The organism is Nostoc sp. FACHB-892 (assembly GCF_014698795.1).
GTDB lineage: Bacteria > Cyanobacteriota > Cyanobacteriia > Cyanobacteriales > Nostocaceae > Nostoc.
Map to the genome: position 1 here is coordinate 228,170 of NZ_JACJTR010000007.1, position 15,073 is coordinate 243,242.

Genomic DNA, 15,073 nt, shown 5'->3' on the forward strand with positions numbered 1-15,073 from the left:
TGGGGAATGGGGAATAGGGAATCGGGAAGAAACTGTAACCCTATTTCAGGGCGACTTCAGAGATTACGGTTTTTTCTAAGGAGGGAATTGCAGCCACCATTGTTGTAGTTGTGGATTCACTCCAACGCACTAACCAAGTGGGTTGTACTCCCAAAAAGATGATGAAGGCTGCCAAAATTAAAGCTGGTATTTTCTCAGCCCATAGGACTTTAGGATAGTAAGCGATGTTATCGAGTTTGCCAAAACAGGTACGGTTGAGGAGGATGACAAAATAAACTGCGGTTAATCCACTAGCCACTACACACAAAATAGTCGGAATGGGAAAGGCAGAGAAACTACCTTGAAAGACGATAAATTCGGCGATAAATCCTGTTAAACCGGGAATACCAGCACTAGCCATTCCACCTAAAACTAGTAAGGCACTAATTAGAGGTAAACCGCGTATGGGACTCATCAAACCATTGAGTTTATCTAATTCGCGTGTGCCAACTTTGGCTTCTACAACTCCTACCAAGTGGAAGAGAATTGCCAGGATGATACCGTGGCTAAACATTTGAGCGACTGCACCAACGAGTGCTAAGGGAGTACTAGCAGCGCTAGCTAGCAAAATATAACCCATGTGACCGACGGAACTGTATGCTACCATCCGCTTGATGTCTTTTTGAGCGATCGCAATTACTGCCCCATAAATAGCGCTGACTGCTCCCCAAATCGCTAAAGTCGGTGCAATAATACTCCAAGCATGGGGAAACATACCTAACCCAAATCGCAACAATCCATAAGTTCCCAGCTTGGCCAACACGCCGCCGAGAAGAATGGCAATTGGTGCTGAAGCCTCAACGTAAGCATCGGGTAGCCAAGTATGGAAGGGAACTAAGGGAATTTTAATACCAAAACCTAATACTATCCCTGCTAGTAAAAGGATTTGTTTTGCTGTTGACAGGTTTTCTGTAGAGAATGCATCAAAAGCAAAATTGCTAGAACCACTCAACCACACCATACCTAAGAATGTCGCCAGAATTAATGCTCCTGAAACAGCAGTATAAATCAGGAATTTAATCCCGGCATAACCCCGTTTTTCTCCTCCCCAAATGGAAATTAGTAAATAGAAAGGGATTAATTCTAGTTCGTAGAATAGGAAGAATAGCAGCAAATTCTCAGCGAGGAAAGCACCTGCAACTCCTCCACTAACTAATAAAATCATGGAGTAGAACAGTCGAGGGCGTTCAGTTTCTTTACTACTGCTGTAAATAGCAATCCAGGTGAGCAGGCTATTTAGCACCAACATTAATATAGAAAGCCCATCAACACCTATTTGATAGCTCAAACCAAGAGTTTCATTCCAGGGTAAATACTCTTTAAATTGCATCCCTGGATTGCTGATATCAAATTTTAGCAGGATAAATAGGTTCCAGACAAGAACTATCCCAGAAAAGATTAATGCTGTTAAACGAATGCGGTGATTAGGGAAACTTACAGGTAATATTGCTATAAGAGCAGCCGCTAAAATTGGCAGCCAAATCAAAACACTTAACATGGCAATTTGGGATTTCAGAAAATTGGTAATTGTTATAAATGTCTATGAATTCATGGCAGCAGAGCAATGAAGTTCATTTCCAGGTTACACCTGGAAACGAGTTTTAAAAAATCTAACTAACTAGACTGATTCTGCCAGTATCTAAATCGTAATAACCACCGACTATTTTGAGCTTTTCTGCCTTGATCAATTCAGATAAAACTGATGATGATTTCAATTCTTCAACTTGCGCCAAAATATTTGCTTTACAAGCGTTTTCTAACTTATCTCCTGTCTGTTTTTTTGAACTTTCTACACTTGGTTTAATTGCTTCAAGCAAAGTTCCAATTCGCCCTGGCACTTGAGCACCTTTGATTGCGGCATCTACCGCACCACATCTTTCATGCCCCACTACCATAATGACTTTGGAGCCTAATACTAAACTGCCAAATTCTAAGCTACCAATTTGCTGTGGTGTGGCAATATTCCCAGCTATACGGCAGACAAATAAATCTCCAAGTCCCTGGTCAAAGACAATCTCTGAAGGTACTCGTGAATCTGCACAGCCTAGAATAGAAGCAAAGGGCTTTTGACTTTTGGCAACTTCGACTAAACGTGATTGGGTTTGGTTAGGATTGCGACGTTTTGATTTAACAAATCTATCATTCCCATCTAGTAATTCTTGCAATGCTTTATCGGGGGTAATATCATCTTCTGCTGGCGTTACTGGAGCTTTTTTTTCGGCTGCAAGTAAGTTTGATCCTAGTCCGGCTGTCAATACACCTGTACCGATCGCACCTGCACCAAACTTGAATAAAGTTCTTCTAGAAAGATTGATTTTGGGATGTTGCATGCTCATGGAATTATCCTCACGATACTAAACTGTTTGTTTGAAATAAAACGGCATTGGATACCTGAATCTAGTGATTTAGGAAATCAAATTTAAAAACTGCACTTCCCAAAAGGACCAAGTTACCCACATTCCTAAAATGCTCACTCCTAAAAGAACAGTTAAAGCATAAAATTGGGTTTGTCCAGAGGTGCTGTATTTAAGACCTTCGCCGCCTAATAGCGAAAATAAACCAACAAAATTAACGATACCATCAACTACAAAGCGGTCAATCATATCGGCAAGTTGGGAAATTTTGGCAACTCCAAAAATAATGGTCATTTTATAGAGTTTGGGGGTGTAAAAGTCATATGCGAAGAAATTCTGCAAACCTTGCCAAGGGAGGCGAATCGGTTTAGGAATATTGCCTAAATAAACCACAGCAGTAATGCCGCAACTGGAAATACTCGACCAAATTAAAAGTAGTGCGACATCTTTATTGAGAGTTGCCCAATCGGGTAAAATTGATAAGCTTTGCAACACTAAAGGAAGATGTAGACTGAAGCCAAGTAAAATCACCATTGGCAGAACCATTGGCCAGTGAGCTTCAGGCGATCGCTGACTCATTTGTGTAGCTTTACCGCCAAAGATTAAAGCGAATTCTCTGGTTAAACTGACTGCTGTCAAAGCATTTACCGTTATCACTACTCCCACTAACCAAGGTTGCGTTTCCCACAACCCATCTGCTAGTTTCACCAAGGCCCAAAAGCTACCCAGTGGTGGAAAAGCAATTAATCCCAAAGTCCCGACGATAAAGGCTATTGCTGAAATTGGGCGGCGTGTCCACAATCCGCCTAATTGAGTTACGTCTTGGGTAATGCTATTCCAGATAATTCCCCCAGTACTCATCACCAACAGGGCTGCGGATATGGCATGGGTAAGTACTAACAACAGCGCCGTTTCGTATTGTTGCACTCCCACAGCAATGAATACTAAACCCATGTATGCGCTGACAGAATAGGATTGGCAGCGTTTAAGATCAATTTGCGCGATCGCAATCAAAGAAGCACCCACCGACGTCACTACCCCAATGGCTACCATAGCCGAGGAAACTATGGGTGACAGACTTAACACAGGTTGCAGTTTAATCAGCACCCACGCACCACTAGCAACTACTACCGAGTTCCGCAAAATCGTACTAGGAACTGGGCCTTCCATTGCTTCATCCAACCACAGATGCAGGGGGAACTGGGCACATTTACCCATCGGCCCGGCAATTAAGGCTAAACCTACGAGTGCGATGGCTGTTGGGTTAACATTTGCAGTAGTCGCCCATTGGGCTAGTTCTGTATAATTCCAAGTTCCGGCGAGGGGCCATAGTGCCAACACGCCCATCAGCAAGAATAAGTCTCCCACCCGCTTGGTTAAGAAAGCATCTCTCGCACCTGAAACCACCAACGGCTGACTAAACCATAAGCCTACTAGCAGGTAGGTTCCCAGCGTGAGGATTTCCAAAATTACATAGCTGAAGAACAAGCTATTACACAGAACCAGGGCGCATAGTCCCGCTTCAAATAATCCTAATAAGGAATAGAAGCGTCCCCAACCCCAATCCATTTCCATGTAACCGACCGCATAAATCTGCGCCAGCAAATTCAAGCCAGTAATCACAACCAAAGCGCTGACGCTAACTGAGGATATTTCTAAAGCAATGGTGAGGTCTAAACCAGCTGTAGACAACCAAGGAATAAATACTTCTTCGGGTAGATGATTCCAAGTTGCTTGTAAGGCGATCGCACTATGCAAAAACGCCAAAAATGTCATCACTAAGTTTATATAACCCGCCGGTCTTGGCCCCGTTTTCCGAATGATCCCCGGCGACCAAGGTACGGCTAACAAGCCACCTATTAAGGCATAGCACGGAACTAGCCAAACAGTCTCAAGTAGAAACTGAGCCATCAACTTACCTCTATATTGTCATGAAAAATTTGGGGTTTTGAATCAACTTGCGTTGATCCCAGTTAGCCAAGCAATGTAGATAAGATAAATTTATTTTTATTTAATCTTATTAAAAATAGCTTACCGTTATATCTGCCCAAATGGAATTATTTGACCTAAATAAATCTGAGATATTTGCTCTAAATAAAACTTATATAATTGACTATTGAAGTTACCAATAATAACTATTGCTTTTTATCTATGGATTAACCGTTGGCTTAATCAAGAGTTATTATGAGTTTTTACTTATTGACATCAACGACAAGAGACGCAATCGATTGCGCCTCTACAAGTCAGCTAAATGTAATCTACATTTCAGTAATTTTGTCAATCTGCGAAAAAACAGAAATAATTGCAGGCGCTTGGTCAAATTGGCTGATGGGGGCGGGTTTCATGTCTCGGTAGTCCAGCAGTTGGACTAAGATGAGGTAAGCGATCGCTAAAATGATCGAAATCACGCCTGTAATAATGGCAACTAATTTTGAACGATCCATTAGTATTTCCTTTAGTGCAAGTTATTGTGCTGTGTCTATATCCACATTAATACTTGAGACACACTTACTGATATACGCGCAGTTGATCAAAGCAACTGTTTAGAGGTTCCGCGAGTGCTTGTCTTTAAGTCATCTCGGTAAATATATTTGATTTATTTATCTTTATATAGTTTAGTTTTTTCGTGCCTACCTACTTATTGAAGCAATATATGAATATGCAGTTTTGCTTAAACTGCCAATATTTGCAAACTTTAAAAAGTATGGAAAAACATAGCAAAGTTAAGATTAGAGTTAACTACTAAGAGGCTTATAGCCATTTACCATTACAGTTTCTTTACAGTTTCTAAACATTATTAGTGACCAACAAGCTACATAATTACTCTTATAGCAGTCCTAAATGATTGGTAAATTTATTTCCTTTTCCTCTTAGCAATCTTCTCTAACGAGAGGCTGCGTGTCTACGATAATTTTTATAATTCAAATAGGATTGTTATATCTGGTTAGTAGATGAACTACTGCGGAATAATCATTTAAATCCAATTAAAACTTTCATGAGTACTATTACTAAATTAAATAAAATTGACTTTCTAGTTTTGATTTTTATTATTCTAATTGGTCTTGTACATTTACCTTTCCCATTTGATGGAGATCAAGCATTTTTTAGGCTAGGTGCTTTGGAGATGCAACAAGGAAAGGTACTCTATCGTGATTTTTGGGATATTAAGCAACCGGGGATTTTCTGCTTTTATTTTTTGGCAGGAAGTTTATTTGGTTTTAATGAGATTGGTATCCATGCCTTTGAACTTATTTACATGGTATTTTTTTCGATAATATTGCTGCTAACTCTAAAAAGCTATTTTCGGCATCAGATAATCGCAAGTCTAGTACCTTTGTTAACTGTTGGCGTTTACTATGTTGTTTCAGGCGCTTGGCACCTTACTCAAGTTGAAGCGCTGGTTGGCTTTCCTTTATTCCTTTGTCTTTGGCTAACTTTTCAATCTTTTAAAAACGAAGGAAAGCAAAGATTTATCCTGCTTTTACTATCAGGCTTTATTGGTGGAATTGTCCTGCTATTTAAATTAATATTTCTACTGATATTGCTTTCGTTTTGGCTAGCTATCTTAATGTATTCTGTATTAATAAAACGGCAGAGTATTCAAAAAATATTTATTGAAATTTGTTTGCCAATTTTTATCGGAGTTATTTTTCCTCTTTTAATCGTTGCCAGCTATTTTGTTTGGTGTAATAGTTTTTCAATATTGTATCAGACATTTTTTATATATCCACCTCTGATTATTGCTAATTCTGCATTAGCTCAAAACGACTTTATTTCGGGAATAAAATGGTTTTTACAAAATTTTTATTCTTTAGTCTTAATAGCTATTATTGCAGTAAATGCTTCATTGCGTAAGTCTAAGAATACATTGACTTTGTTACTTGTCGTTTGGTGTGTTTTTGCTTTGAGTGTTATTGCTCTACAATATAAAGCATTATGGGAATACCACTTTTTACTATTGTTTGTACCCATAGGTATTTTAGCAACTAAAGGATTAGATGTGTTATGGGGCTATTTAAAAGAATTGAGTTCCCCAATTCCAACAATTTTGCTCATATTTTTATTGTTCTTACCTTTATCATCCACCCTAACAAAAAAGAGTGCCACTCTAGTTAATAATAACTTTGCTTTAACTGAAGATACACGATTAAAATATCAGACTGTCTTTAGAAAAAAATATCCATCCCTTCATTCAGAAGGTAAGTTTATCTCTCAAGCAGGAACCCTTGCTGGTGAAATTTACGTAGCTGGTGATCCATCTATTTACTACTTTTCTGGTCGGACTCAAGCAACAATACTACGTGGTTGGGCACTTGAATATTTTCTGCCTGAGCAATGGTCAAGGCTTATAGAACAGTTAGATTCATCAAAGCCTCCTTATATCTTTATTGATTATGAACCCCAAGCTATAATCAAAAAATATTTCCCCAAAATGCTCGAATTTGTTGAGCAAAGATACCAAGTTTTACGCCAAAGTAATAACGGTATTTGGTATATCATTAAATGACATTTATGGAAGTCGGCGGGAAACTTCATCTCCTTATGGGTGGACAGGGATAGCTGCCCTCCGCCTTGCGCTACTAGCCTCTGACACTTGACATTTGTCTTCTCACAAGAGTATGTCCAGATTGAACATCAAACCAGTGAATATCTTCAGGGGGCAATGTCAGTGTGATATTTTCAGTACTCCAATTTTGGTCTGTTGGCAACAAAGCACGTACTATAATGGCTCCAGTTTGTGAACCCTCAACCTTGACACTGACTAAATAGTGCATACCTAAGTTTTCTACTAGATACACTTGCCCTTGGATAGTTTGGGTATCACCTGGTTGGGCAATGCGAACGTTTTCTGGGCGGATACCTAGCACAATCTGGGGTGGTACAGTTGGGATATCTGGCAGAGGTACTTGAAAGTTCCCTAGTATTGCATAGCGTCCCTTACAAGGGAGAGTAAGCAAATTCATCTGAGGACTACCAACAAATCCAGCCACAAATAAATTAGCTGGATGGTTATAAATCAGTTCGGGTGGGTCAAGTTGCTGAACATAGCCATCGTTGAGCAAAGCTACTTTTGTGGAGAGTGTCATTGCTTCTGTTTGGTCATGGGTAACATAGACCACAGGGACTTTTTGGACTGCAAAAATTTGTTTGAGGTCGGCTCGGACTCGTTCCCGTAACAGCGCATCCAAATTACTTAACGGTTCATCTAGCAGATACACATCGGCATTACGCACCAAAGCACGACCAACCGCAACTCGCTGCCGTTGACCTCCAGACATTTGACCAGGTTTGCGGTTCATTAACTCTGCTAATCCTAAAATTTCTGCGACTTCAGCCACTCGCTGTTTAATTTCTGTAGGTGGTACTTTTTTCAGCTTGAGTCCAGAAGCGAGGTTGTCGTACACTGTCATGTGCGGATACAGGGCATAACTTTGAAATACCATTGCGATGTTGCGATCGCCTGCTGACTTATAGGTGACATCCAGCTCGTTAATCTTAATCTGACCGCGAGTAGGTTCTTCAAGACCTGCAATCATCCGTAAAACAGTGGATTTACCACAGCCAGAAGGGCCAAGTAAAGTGAGAAACTCATTGTTATCTACTGTTAAGCTAACGTCTTTGACAGGGACGACTTTGGAAGTATAAGTTTTATTCAAATTTTTGAGTTCGAGTTTAGCCATTTTTTTATCCTTTAACAGCACCAGCAGTCAGACCTTGGACAATCCGGCGCTGGAAAAACAAAACCATTAAAACCAGGGGTAACGTCCCTACAACAGTAGCAGCAGCGATCCCACCATAGGGAATTTCAAATACTGTCGCACCACCCAACTGAGCAGCAGCAACGGGAATCGTCTTCATCTCTTCACGAGTCATAAATGTTAGAGCGAAAATAAACTCATTCCAGGCAAAAATAAAGGTGAGTATTCCAGTAGTCACTAAGGCGGGAAGGGTCATAGGCAACACGATTTGCCAGAGTAGTTGAAAAGTGTTGTAACCATCGACCCTAGCAGAATCTTCTAAATCTTTAGGTAATTGTTGGAAAAAGCTTCTGAGTACTAGAATTGTCAGAGGTAAATTTATGGCAGTGTATGGTATAATCAGCGCTAAATAATTGTTGCCCAATCTGAGGGCTTGGATAATTTCTAACAGTCCCAGGAACAACAGAATTCCAGGAAATAAAGTCACCATCAGAACGCTAGCGAGGATAGCTCGTTCACCCCAAGGGCGTAACCGTGCCAGCGCATAAGCAGCAGGTGCGCCAATCGCTAAAGCTAAAGCTGTAGAAGTAATGGACACAAAGGCGCTGTTGAAGATGTAGCGCCAAAATGGACGACGAGTGAATAATTCAATGTAATGACTAAAAGTGAATCGCGTGGGGAAATAAACAGTGGGAACGGCAGCAATATCTTCGTTAACTTTAAATGAGGTCAGCAATTGCCATAAGGCTGGTGCTAGGCTGAATAACATTACGAATGTAACTGCTATTAGCAGCAAGATTTTTTTCAGAGAAAACCTGCTTTTTGCTATCGGTTGTGGAGTTGAACTCATGGTTAAATAACTCCTGATGTTTTAGCACGGGATTTATTAAGCAAGAAACTAGCGATCGCCACCGCAGCAATTAATATTAAAAATGTCACTACTACTAGCGCTGCGCCATAACCAAAATCTAAGTAGCGCATCACCGTGGAATAGATGTATAGCGACACAACTTCAGTTGCCCCACCAGGGCCACCCCCGGTCATCACAGCAATCAAGTCGAAAATCCCAAAAGCTTGAGCAAATCGAAATAAGACTGCAATTAAGATTTGTGGCAGCAGCAATGGCAGGGTAATATTGCGAAAGCTTTGCCAAGGATTTGCCCCATCGACAGAGTAGGCTTCGTAGAGGTCTGCTGATATCGATTGCAAGCCAGCCAACAGCAAAATACTGATAAAGGGTGTAGTTTTCCAAACATCAGCAAAGATTGCTGCACCCATCGCCAGAGTTGGATCTCCTAACCAGTTAATTCCAGTTGTAATTAGCCCTAACCGCCGCAGAATATCGTTTACAACCCCAAATTGGTCGTTAAAAATCCAAGCCCATGCCAGACCAATCAGAGCGGTAGGCAAAGCCCAAGGTAGAATGGCAGTTGTCCGCACTATGCCCCTTCCAATAAACACCTGATTGAGAACTAGAGCAATCAAGAGTCCTAGCAGTAGTTCTGAAAGCACGGATGCTGTTGTGAACACAGCCGTCGCCGAGAAACTCTGCCAGAAACGACCATCCCCTGCCATCCGCACATAATTTTCTAAACCAGAGAATACGGGTTGTAGTTCCGTTCCCAAATTCCTAGTAAATACACTTAACCAGAATGCTCGTAAAATCGGGTAGGCAAATACAAACAACAACAGCAATAATGCTGGTGTTAGTAAAATCCAAGCAGTCCGTTGTTCTCGGCTTCGGAGTGTATGCATATTAGTCATTAGTCATTTGTCATTTGCCATTAATCAATAATTCTTCCTCTGCTCCCCCTGCTCCCTCATCTCCCCCTGCTCTCTGCTCCCTATACCCTGCCCCCTGCCCCCAACAGTCGGCGTGTTTCATTAGCAGCAGCTTGCATTGCTCTTTCTGGATTTATCCGACCGGATAGCGCAGCACTGAGATAACGCTGTAAAATATCTGATGTTTGGGCATATTGCGCGACTGGCGAACGTAAAACTGCATTGTCCACAACCTCCAGTAATTGCGGATAGTGGGGATATTTGGCAACAATCTCTGGGTCTGTAAATAAATCCCGGCGGCTTGGCACATAGCCTGCACTCAAAATGAATCGGCGCTGTGCCTCCCGACTGGTAAAGTACTGAATTGCTTTCCAAGCTTCTTCAGGATGTTTAGAAGATTTAGAAATCCCTATACCCCAGCCTCCTAAACAAGCTGCACTAGTTTTACCAGGAGCATGAACCATCGGTTTAATTGCAATTTTGCCTCGGATTGGCGAATTCTTTTCTTGGGCTAAAGGCCATGCATAGGGCCAGCTACGTAAAAAGGCTACTTGACCACTTTGGAATAAACGCCGGGTGTCTTCTTCCTGGTAGGTTGTTACCCCAGGAGGAGAAATGCCTTGGCTGACGGTACTACGCAAAAACTCAATTGCTTGTAATGTTTCTGGTCTATCCAGCCCAACCTCCAACGTTTCGGGATTAACCCAGAAGCCACCAAAGCCATTAAGGACTTCCACAAACATTGCCACAAGTCCTTCATATTGCCGCCCTTGCCAAACATAGCCCCAATTCACCTCGTCTTTCTTCTGCAAGACTTGGGAAATTCGCATCAAATCCTCAAAGGTTTCTGGCGGTTTCAAGCCTGCTTCTTTGATTAAATCTTCCCGGTAGTAAAGCATTCCCACGTCGGAACGTACGGGAATGCGGTATAACTTGTTCTGGTAACGTCCGCCTTCTACATCCTTGGGTGAAAATGCTGCCAACTCCTGCTTAGAAATGCGATCGTCTAGGGGTAGCAACCATCCAGCAGCAGCAAACTTGGGCGTCCAGATAACGTCCATATTTACCAAGTCATAAGGGGATTCACCTAAGATAAAAGATGAGGTATAGAGGTCTTCGAGCAAATTTGTGGCATTCGGCCCCTCAACTAAGTTAATGCGAATGCCTGGGTTTTCAGCCTCAAAGTCTCTAATCAAACCCTGCTTCCAAGGTTGAGCATCAGGAGCAGTAATTAACATACTGAGGGTAACTGGTCGCTGCGAGAGTGCTACCCAATTGAACAATATGATTCCTAACAGAATTGTCAGAAAAATCCCTATATGCAAAAAACTTTGTTTTTGGATGAATTTTTGCAGCTTTTTTATTGGATTTTGATACAACATTATCAATGTAGCGATCGCTAATGGTGATAATTATATAGTTATTTATGAAGACAATTATGTTTATTGCCTGTCTGCAATGTGTAACTATACTTACTACTGATTGTTTCCGATTTCTTCCTAGTTTATACTCTCCTGGTATTAACAAAGAAAGATAAGGCAATAGTTTATGCTTCTATACTGAAAATTTTACAGATTGTAATAAATCCATTAGGATTTTTATAGGCTTTGTTGATGAAACAAAAAAGACAGATAATCACTCATTACTAACTTTGACTACTTTTATTATTTTTTCAATTGTTATAAATAAACAGCAACCCATATCATAATGCTGTTACATCTTTGTTAAGAATAGTTACAACCTCTTAACACAAGGAAATATTGATTATGGCAGTCTCACTGGAGAATAATGCACCACATCAGGTTGTTATTGTTGGTGGTGGTTTTGGTGGATTGTATGCAGCAAAGGCTTTGAATGCAGCGAATGTAAATGTTACTCTCATTGATAAACGTAACTTTCACCTATTTCAGCCGCTTTTATATCAAGTTGCCACAGGTACGCTATCACCTTCTGATATTTCTGCACCATTGCGCTCTGTATTTAAGAAAAGCAAGAATACAAAGGTGTTGTTGGGAGAAGTAAGTGGTATTGATCCAAAAGCCCAACAAGTTATTTTGGGTGATGAAGTAGTACCTTATGATACATTAATTGTCGCTACAGGTGCGAACCATTCCTATTTTGGTAAAGATAATTGGGAAAAAGTTGCTCCTGGCTTGAAAACTGTGGAAGATGCCATAGAAATGCGTCGCCGGATATTTGGTGCATTTGAAGCAGCAGAAAAAGAAACAGATCCCGAAAAACGCCGTGCTTTCTTGACTTTTGTGATTGTAGGGGGTGGCCCAACTGGTGTAGAATTAGCAGGTGCGATCGCAGAATTGGCATACAAAACTCTCAAAGAAGATTTCCGCAGCATCGACACCTCAGAAACGAAAATTTTACTATTACAAGGGGGCCCTCGCATCCTCCCACACATGGTGCCAGAGTTATCGGCATCAGCAGCAGTATCTTTGCAAAAGTTGGGTGTAGAACTCCACACTCACACCAGGGTGACAAATATTGAAGGTGGTATCGTTACTTTCAAGCAAGACAATAAATTTACAGAAATTGCCTCAAACACTATATTGTGGGCAGCAGGTGTTCAAGGTTCCCCAATGGGGAAAGTCTTAGCAGAAACTACAGGTGTAGAGCGCGATTACTCTGGGCGTGTAATTGTAGAACCTGACTTGTCTATCGAGGGTTATGACAACATTTTCGTAATTGGAGATTTAGCCAACTTCTCCCATCAAGATGCTAAACCTTTACCTGGTGTTGCACCCGTAGCTAAACAACAAGGAGAGTATGTAGGTAAACTAATTCGACGACGGCTTCAAGGTAAGACTTTGCCACAATTTCATTACAACGATGTGGGTAGTTTGGCGATGATTGGGCAAAATTTAGCTGTTGTAGATTTAAGCTTAATCAAACTCACAGGTTTCATTGCTTGGGCATTTTGGCTATTAGTTCACATCTACTTCTTAATCGAGTTTGACACTAAATTACTAGTAGTATTTCAGTGGGCGTGGAATTATATTACTCGTAATCGTCGCTCTAGATTGATTACAGGCCGAGAAACTTTTGTAGAAACAGTAGAAACAAAAGAGGTTCCAGTTACTAGTACCTAACAGAATATAAATCTAATCTAGTGCTGGTTGATTGAATGAATGCTTGAGTATCCAAATTAGAGATTGAGAGACAAGAAGGCTCTTGTAGAATTGATGGTGTAATTCGCTTAGAAGCCAGTAGAGATTTAATTAATAGTAGTGTTGTGCTTTGGTTGCTTTAACAAGACTTGAGTCAAAAAAGTAGACCTTTATAAAGAATCAAGTCCACAAATGTATAAGTTACTTGCTCTGCAAAAGACTTATCCTTATTCATGAGCTAGATTACGCGCACCAGTAGCAATGGAGCAGGAATAGTCTCAACAATTGGCTTTTTAGCTCCTCCTGTAACATTTGTTACTACGCTGTACACAATTCTTTTTGAACCTAATGTAAGGTTACGTTTCAAAGCCACTGAGATACCTCATCCTAGTAAAACCTCACCTTTTCCAATCGGACAGGGTGAGGTATTGAGGACTTTTGGGTAATCGGATAAAGCGTAGGCAAGCCGGGGAGGCAGGGTGGTTTCATACAAGCAGAGAAAAACTAAAACTGCGTTTCAAAGCCTCTCCCCCACGGGGGCTACGGTGTACACACAAGTACTTTCGTTCAGAACACAAGTGCTTTCGTTCAGAACACAAGTGCTTTCGTCCAGAACACAAGTGCTTTCGTCCAGAACACAAGTGCTTTCGTCCAGAACACAAGTGCTTTCGTTCAGAACACAAGTGCTTTCGTTCAGAACACAAGTGCTTTCGTTCAGAACACAAGTGCTTTCGTCCAGAACACAAGTGCTTTCGTCCAGAACACAAGTGCTTTCGTCCAGAACACAAGTGCTTTCGTCCAGAACACAAGTGCTTTCGTCCAGAACACAAGTGCTTTCGTTCACAACACAAGTGCTTTCGTTCACAACACAAGTCTTTTTTGAGCTTTTGAGGGAATGAAACAACTTTGCTTTTCAAGAGAAAGGGGTTGCGGGGATAAAAAGGCTGTGGGGCAACTTTTCAAGACTTGTGTGTACACCGTAGCCCACGGAGGGAGAGGTTTGGAGAGGGGTAAAAAGCTATGCCACAAAACGAGAAATCAAGACTTATGTATTTTTCTTTTTTCGTATGAAACCACCTTGGCGTAGGCAAGCCGGGGAGGGGAGACAAAGTGTAGCCTTTGCGGGGTAGGGTTCTCCAGGTTTAATGAGTGAAGCTTTTCATTGCTTTTTTGTTTAATACGGTAAATCCAACTTATGTCTGTACGGTTTACCCAACTTTTTTTAGATTTTTATTTTATTAAATTAGTTACTAGAGAGAGGAAAGAAAGCAAATAAAACTTCTCTCTAAAAAGTAGAGGTTCGATAATCGATTAAATATCTGAAACCTCTAGATACCTCTAAAACTTTGTTTGATTAATCAAAAGTGAATTATAAAGTTAAGGAGAGATTACGATATGGCACTCATTCGTTGGGAACCATTCCGTGAAATGGAAATTCTGCGTCGGCAAATGGATCAACTCTTCTCTGAGCTTACAGCAGCCGAGCGCGGCAACTCTGATATTTCTACATCACCGAGAACAGCCTGGGTTCCTGCTGTTGAATTATCTGATAATGGTTCAGAGTTCGTATTAAGAGTTGAGATTCCAGGTGTGGAAGCTAAAAACCTGGATGTTCAAGTTACTCAAGATGCAGTTTCGATTTCTGGTGAGCATCGTTACGAAAAACATTCTGAATCTAACGCTAAAGTTCATTCTGAATTCCGGTATGGCAACTTCACTAGAATAGTTCCTCTACCAAGCAAAGTTCAGAATCAACAAGTTAAGGCAGATATGAAAGATGGGATTTTAATTCTGACCTTACCTAAACTCGAACAAGAACAAACCAAGGTATTCAAAGTCAATTTAGGCAACGCTCAAAGTGCTACAGCTTCTATAGAAGCTGGTAATGGTAACGCACAACCCAACATTACATCACAACAAAGTGTTCAAACTGCTTGAGGAAATGTTCTATTTTCCCATTTAATAGTTCCTATATCTTGGGAATAGGTACATTTTGAGATAAACCCCAGCTAAACATATCGGCTGGGGTTTTGTCGCTTAACTCCTAAAAAATAGATAGACTAGTACCGCAAGGCGGAAG

Annotated in this window: 11 protein-coding genes; 3 read left to right on the forward strand and 8 right to left on the reverse strand. The window is 40.9% G+C overall.

The annotated features are described in order from the left end of the window. Nucleotides 1-40: 40 nt before the first annotated feature. From H6G96_RS12450 to H6G96_RS12465, 4 genes are all read right to left on the reverse strand, one after another. Nucleotides 41-1,537, reverse strand: a complete 1,497-nt coding sequence (locus tag H6G96_RS12450; RefSeq protein ID WP_190911740.1) for an NADH-quinone oxidoreductase subunit M — start codon at nucleotides 1,535-1,537, stop codon at nucleotides 41-43. Nucleotides 1,538-1,649: 112 nt separating this feature from the next. Continuing rightward, complete coding sequence (locus H6G96_RS12455) at nucleotides 1,650-2,375, reverse strand: carbonic anhydrase (RefSeq protein ID WP_190911741.1); 726 nt, start codon at nucleotides 2,373-2,375, stop codon at nucleotides 1,650-1,652. A gap of 69 nt (nucleotides 2,376-2,444) precedes the next feature. Continuing rightward, on the reverse strand, nucleotides 2,445-4,304 hold the full coding sequence (locus H6G96_RS12460; protein ID WP_190911742.1) for an NAD(P)H-quinone oxidoreductase subunit F: 1,860 nt from the start codon (nucleotides 4,302-4,304) through the stop codon (nucleotides 2,445-2,447). 347 nt (nucleotides 4,305-4,651) lie between these two features. Further along, nucleotides 4,652-4,837 carry a hypothetical protein gene (locus tag H6G96_RS12465; protein ID WP_190911743.1) on the reverse strand — a complete coding sequence of 62 codons (186 nt, stop codon included), beginning with the start codon at nucleotides 4,835-4,837 and terminating at the stop codon, nucleotides 4,652-4,654. 551 nt (nucleotides 4,838-5,388) lie between these two features. Here H6G96_RS12465 and H6G96_RS12470 point away from each other — a divergent pair. Further along, nucleotides 5,389-6,900 carry a hypothetical protein gene (locus H6G96_RS12470; protein WP_190911744.1) on the forward strand — a complete coding sequence of 504 codons (1,512 nt, stop codon included), beginning with the start codon at nucleotides 5,389-5,391 and terminating at the stop codon, nucleotides 6,898-6,900. Nucleotides 6,901-6,973: 73 nt separating this feature from the next. On the opposite strand, the gene H6G96_RS12475 is transcribed toward H6G96_RS12470, so the two are convergent. The 4 genes from H6G96_RS12475 to H6G96_RS12490 form a co-directional block, all read right to left on the reverse strand. Continuing rightward, entirely contained in the window at nucleotides 6,974-8,074 is a 1,101-nt protein-coding gene (locus H6G96_RS12475) for an ABC transporter ATP-binding protein (protein WP_190911745.1), read from the reverse strand. Nucleotides 8,075-8,078: 4 nt separating this feature from the next. Further along, entirely contained in the window at nucleotides 8,079-8,942 is an 864-nt protein-coding gene (locus H6G96_RS12480; protein WP_190911746.1) for a carbohydrate ABC transporter permease, read from the reverse strand. Between the two features lie 2 nt (nucleotides 8,943-8,944). Next, nucleotides 8,945-9,856, reverse strand: coding sequence for a sugar ABC transporter permease (locus tag H6G96_RS12485; RefSeq protein WP_190911747.1), 912 nt, complete (start codon nucleotides 9,854-9,856; stop codon nucleotides 8,945-8,947). Between the two features lie 80 nt (nucleotides 9,857-9,936). After that, complete coding sequence (locus tag H6G96_RS12490; protein ID WP_190911748.1) at nucleotides 9,937-11,256, reverse strand: ABC transporter substrate-binding protein; 1,320 nt, start codon at nucleotides 11,254-11,256, stop codon at nucleotides 9,937-9,939. A 384-nt stretch (nucleotides 11,257-11,640) separates the two neighbouring features. Here H6G96_RS12490 and H6G96_RS12495 point away from each other — a divergent pair, with 384 nt between their 5' ends. Both H6G96_RS12495 and H6G96_RS12500 read left to right on the forward strand, forming a co-directional pair. Beyond that, complete coding sequence (locus tag H6G96_RS12495) at nucleotides 11,641-12,975, forward strand: NAD(P)/FAD-dependent oxidoreductase (RefSeq protein ID WP_190911749.1); 1,335 nt, start codon at nucleotides 11,641-11,643, stop codon at nucleotides 12,973-12,975. A gap of 1,413 nt (nucleotides 12,976-14,388) precedes the next feature. Then, the gene (locus tag H6G96_RS12500) at nucleotides 14,389-14,931 is read left to right on the forward strand and encodes an Hsp20/alpha crystallin family protein (protein ID WP_190911750.1); all 543 of its coding nucleotides are present in this window, start codon (nucleotides 14,389-14,391) and stop codon (nucleotides 14,929-14,931) included. Nucleotides 14,932-15,073 lie beyond the last annotated feature (142 nt).